Origin of the sequence: Arsukibacterium sp., from assembly GCF_041616895.1 — a bacterium.
Classification (GTDB): domain Bacteria; phylum Pseudomonadota; class Gammaproteobacteria; order Enterobacterales; family Alteromonadaceae; genus Alishewanella.
This window is the reverse complement of sequence record NZ_JBFJPY010000149.1, coordinates 1-4,705: the sequence shown is the minus strand read 5'-3', so window position 1 is coordinate 4,705 and position 4,705 is coordinate 1. Positions and strand designations below refer to the sequence as shown.

5 protein-coding genes are annotated in these 4,705 nt (G+C 47.9%); 1 reads left to right on the top strand and 4 read right to left on the bottom strand.

Going from position 1 to position 4,705, the window contains the following annotated elements:
• Positions 1–706 (bottom strand): sugar nucleotidyltransferase (locus ABY802_RS15855; protein WP_372628098.1); only part of this gene is annotated, 706 nt, incomplete at its 3' end.
• 152 nt (positions 707–858) lie between these two features.
• Between ABY802_RS15855 and ABY802_RS15850 the strand changes: the two genes are divergently transcribed.
• Positions 859–1,551 (top strand): transposase, encoded by a 693-nt coding sequence (locus tag ABY802_RS15850; RefSeq protein ID WP_372628097.1) that lies wholly within the window; start codon positions 859–861, stop codon positions 1,549–1,551.
• A gap of 43 nt (positions 1,552–1,594) precedes the next feature.
• Here the strand turns inward: ABY802_RS15850 and tviB are convergent, their stop codons facing one another.
• The 3 genes from tviB to wecB form a co-directional block, all read right to left on the bottom strand.
• Positions 1,595–2,872 carry a Vi polysaccharide biosynthesis UDP-N-acetylglucosamine C-6 dehydrogenase TviB gene (tviB, locus tag ABY802_RS15845; protein WP_372628096.1) on the bottom strand — a complete coding sequence of 426 codons (1,278 nt, stop codon included), beginning with the start codon at positions 2,870–2,872 and terminating at the stop codon, positions 1,595–1,597.
• 16 nt (positions 2,873–2,888) lie between these two features.
• Positions 2,889–3,914: an SDR family oxidoreductase gene (locus ABY802_RS15840; protein WP_372628095.1), complete on the bottom strand. Its 1,026-nt coding sequence runs from the start codon at positions 3,912–3,914 to the stop codon at positions 2,889–2,891.
• A 108-nt stretch (positions 3,915–4,022) separates the two neighbouring features.
• A partial coding sequence (wecB, locus tag ABY802_RS15835; RefSeq protein ID WP_372628093.1) for a non-hydrolyzing UDP-N-acetylglucosamine 2-epimerase occupies positions 4,023–4,705 on the bottom strand: 683 nt, incomplete at its 5' end.

Here is a 4,705-nt window from a genome sequence, read left to right as displayed (position 1 = left end):
CGGTGTCAAGCCAGGCAAAACCACGCCCCAGTAACGTCAGCGTTAATCGTTGTTGTTGCAGGTATAACTGATTTAACTCCGTGATCTCAAGCTCCCCGCGAGCAGAGGGAGAGAGTAGCCGTGCTTTATCTACGACATCGGCAGGATAAAAATACAAGCCGGTAACAGCATAATGACTTTTCGGATGCGTTGGTTTCTCTTCTAAAGACAATACTTTACCGGCATCATCCATTTCAGCCACACCGTAGCGCTGCGGATTACTGACCCGGTAACCAAAAACTGTGGCTAAATTTTGCCGGATATTTGCCAATGCCTGTTCCAGCTGCTGGCTAAAACCATGGCCAACAAAAATATTGTCCCCTAACACCAAGCAGGCAGGACTGCCCGCGAGAAAGTCCTCAGCCAGCAGAAAAGCCTGAGCAATACCATCAGATGAAGGCTGGATACAATAGCTAAAACTGACACCAAAATCGTTACCGTTACCCAGCAGTCGCTTGAAGGCTGGCTGATCTTCCGCTGTGGTAATTATCAGGATGTCACGGATCCCCGACAGCATCAGCACTGATATTGGATAGTAGATCATAGGCTTATCATAGATTGGCAACAATTGCTTAGATACACCGCGTGTGATCGGATGCAAACGGCTACCAGTGCCGCCTGCTAACACGATTCCTTTAACGCTGTTCTGTGCCCTAGCCACGCCCATGCTTGCCTCACCCCAGACATTTCCAAACAAAGACTGCATCTTACCAAACTAAAAAGGGTCAGAGTGATTTTAAAAATCACTCTGACCCTTTTAATTGCCAACGGCGAATTTGTTGCTATCTTTTATGTAACACAAATTAACTTTATTTTAATATGCCACGCAGAAAACGATACCTTATTGCCAATATGCCCTACCATGTGGTTCAGCGGGGTCATAATCGGAGCAACTGTTTTTATGATGAAACGGATAAGGCCTGTTATCTCTCAATATTAGAGACTTACCTGATATCGTATCAGGTGCAATTACATGCTTTTGTGCTAATGAGTAATCATGTTCACTTATTACTGACTGCAAGCAAGGATGGAGTTATCTCAAGCTTAATGCAAAATCTGGGACGTGATTATGTGCACTATTTTAATAGACGCTATCATCGGGTTGGTACGCTATGGGATGGACGCTTTAAGGATAGTCTGGTTGAAACTGATCAGTACTTTTTGACTTGTCAGCGTTATATTGAATTAAACCCGGTCCGGGCTAAAATGGTCACTCACCCGGCTGATTACCATTGGTCAAGTTATCATGCGAACGCCAGAGGTATACAAATAAATATTGTCACTGCGCATCAGGTCTATTTAAATTTGGCAGAAACGCCAGCAAAGCGTCAGCAGAACTACCGTGCTCTGTTTGAGGATGGCCTGCCTGATCAAGACTTAAAGTCGATCCGCGATGCGATTAAACACAGTTATCCTTTAGCAAATGAAGGGTTTATTCATTACCTGACTAAAAAATACAACATGAGATTTGGCAGACGAAACAAAGGCAGGCCAGAAAAAGGGTCAGAGTGAATAAATTATTCACTCTGACCCTTTTTACGTTTTTACGAAGCGGTTACAGCCTTAAGTCGGCGTCGGCGGCGTCGAGCAGGTATTTGAGGTCGTATAAAATATGCTGCGGCTTGGCCAGCGCTTTGATACCTGCAGCGCCCATTTCGCGGAACTGTTTGTGGGCAACAGCAAGAATTATAGCATCGTAGCTGCCAGCGGCGGGCTTGGTAATTGGGGTAATGCCGTACTCATGCTCAGCTTCTTTTCCATCAACCCAGGGGTCGTATACGTCAGCGGTTACGCCGTATTCTTTTAGCTCACTGATAATATCAATCACTTTGGTATTGCGGATATCGGGGCAGTTTTCTTTGAAAGTCAGGCCCATTAACAATACTTTGGCGCCGGCAACATGGATACGTTTTTTCACCATGGCCTTTACCAGCTCACTGACCACATAGCGGCCCATGCTGTCGTTGATGCGTCGCCCTGCCAGGATAACTTCCGGGTGATAACCAATGGATTGAGCTTTATGGGTTAAGTAGTATGGGTCGACTCCGATACAATGCCCGCCTACCAGGCCTGGTCGAAATGGCAGGAAGTTCCATTTGGTGCCCGCTGCCAGTAATACTTCTTCGGTATCGATATCCAGTTTATTAAAAATAACGGCCAGTTCGTTAATTAGCGCTATGTTCAGATCTCGTTGGGTATTTTCAATAACTTTGGCGGCTTCGGCCACTCTGATACTGCTGGCCATATAGGTGCCGGCAGTAATAATGCTGGCGTATAACGCATCAACCGTTGCCGCAATAGCTGTAGTAGAGCCGGAGGTGACTTTTTTAATGGTGGTAACCCGGTGCTCTTTGTCGCCCGGATTAATGCGCTCGGGGCTGTAACCGGCATAAAAATCGACGTTGTATTTCAGGCCAGATACCCGTTCAATTACCGGGATACAATCTTCTTCGGTCGCACCGGGATACACGGTTGATTCGTAAATAACGATATCGCCCTGGCTTATCACTTTACCCAGCGTTTCGGATGCTTTTATTAGTGGCGTTAAATCAGGCCGGCGGTGCTCGTCAATTGGCGTTGGCACCGTAACAATATAAATATTGGCACTTTTTAAGTCATCCAACTGATGGCTAAACTGCAACTTGCTGGCAGTGGCCAGTTCTTCACTGCTGACTTCCAGCGTATGGTCAGTGCCGTTTTGCAGCTCGGCTACCCGGGCTTTGTTTATATCAAAACCCAGGGTCTGATAGTGCTTACCAAATTCTACCGCCAAAGGCAGCCCGACATAACCAAGGCCAATAACGGCCAGTTTTGCATCTGTTAACGCTGTCATATCTTTCCTTTTGCCATTATTTTGCTGGCTGGGCAATGTACCAGGGCATCGCCACGGCGATACCTTCGTTAATTGTATGGCTGGGTAAATAGCCCAGCATTAAACGTGCTTTACTTACATCGGCCTGCGAATGGCGCACATCGCCCGGCCTGAAGTCGGCGTATTGCGGACAATGTGGGTAGGCAATACCGTTGCTGGCAAGTGCTGTTTGGATGGCTCTAAATAACTGATTCAGGGTAGTTCTGTCACCCACGGCCACGTTAAACACTTCACTTTGTTGAATATCGGCCAGCGCCGCGCGAATGTTAGCCTGCACTGCATTGGCAATAAAACAGAAATCGCGGCTGGTTTCACCGTCGCCATTAATGACCACTTTGTCACCGGCAATCATGGCTGCAGTCCACTTTGGGATGACCGCGGCATAAGCGCCAGCAGGGTCCTGGCGCGGCCCGAATACGTTAAAATACCGCAACCCTATGCTATGAAAACCATAACTGCGGCTAAACACATCGGCGTACAGTTCGTTGACATATTTGGTGATAGCATAAGGAGACAATGGCTTGCCAATATTAGCTTCTACTTTAGGCAGGGCCGGATGATCGCCATAAGTGGAACTGGACGCAGCATAAACAAAACGTTTAACGCCAGCGTCACGGGCCGCGACCAGCATGTTGAGGAAGCCACTGATATTTACTTCGTTGGTGGTAACCGGATCGGCCAGCGAGCGCGGTACTGAACCCAGTGCAGCCTGATGCAGCACATAATCGACCCCGGCAACGGCCTGCTGGCAATGCTCAGGGTTACGGATATCGCCTTCAATAAAGCTAAACCGTTGCCATTGCTGCGCACTTACCAAGCGTTGAACTTCATCTAAATTGCGTTGATGGCCGGTGGCAAAATTATCCAAGCCGGTCACCTGTTGATCTGCTTCTAGCAATGTTTGCAATAAGTTGGAGCCGATAAAGCCGGCACAGCCGGTTATCAGCCAGCGAGGCGCAGCGGAACCTGCGGCTTTTTCTTTAATTAACTGCCTAAAATCCATTTCTGTTGATCCTTCTACCGGCTGCTAGCTGTTTAGAGTGTGAACCACACAGCGCAGCATAACATGGCTGCGCAATGGAGTTAAACCTCTGTATAGTACGTTAAAATGTTATTTGTTCGCCGCCATATGTTGCTTTATCGCGCTAACTATCCGCTGGCAGGCCTTACCGTCACCATACGGGTTATGGGCAAAGCTCATACCCTGATAGTACTCGCTGTCGGTAAGCAAACGGCTGACCTGCTCGACAATTCTCTGGCGGTTAGTACCAACCAGCTTAACAGTGCCGGCACTGACGGCTTCCGGCCGCTCTGTGGTATCACGCATCACCAGCACGGGTTTGCCAAGCGATGGCGCTTCTTCCTGAATACCGCCAGAATCGGTCAGTACGATCGTTGCCTTACTCATCAGGTAAACAAACGGCAGATAATCTTGCGGTGGTATTAAATGAACATTGCTGACATCGCTCAGTAAACGATAGACCGGCTCGCGAACATTAGGGTTTAAATGCACTGGATAAACGATGTCGCAATCGGTAAAGCTTTTTGCCAGCTCAGCTAAGGCGGCACATATTTGCTCAAACCCATCGCCAAAACTTTCACGCCGATGGCCGGTAACCAGCATTAAACGCCTACCATTCTGACCATAAGGAAACTGGCTGGCGAACGCGCTGCTTAGTTTTTCGTCTTCCGTAATTTTATCCACTACCTGTAATAAGGCATCAATAACGGTATTACCGGTAACCATAATAGACTTGGCAGCCACATTTTCTGCCAGCAGATTAGCGGCCGAGG

Coding starts and splice junctions, on each gene's coding strand:
- tviB (WP_372628096.1), bottom strand. CDS start 2,872: ATGACAGCGTTAACAGATGCAAAACTGGCCGTTATTGGCCTTGGTTAT.
- ABY802_RS15840 (WP_372628095.1), bottom strand. CDS start 3,914: ATGGATTTTAGGCAGTTAATTAAAGAAAAAGCCGCAGGTTCCGCTGCG.
- ABY802_RS15850 (WP_372628097.1), top strand. CDS start 859: ATGCCACGCAGAAAACGATACCTTATTGCCAATATGCCCTACCATGTG.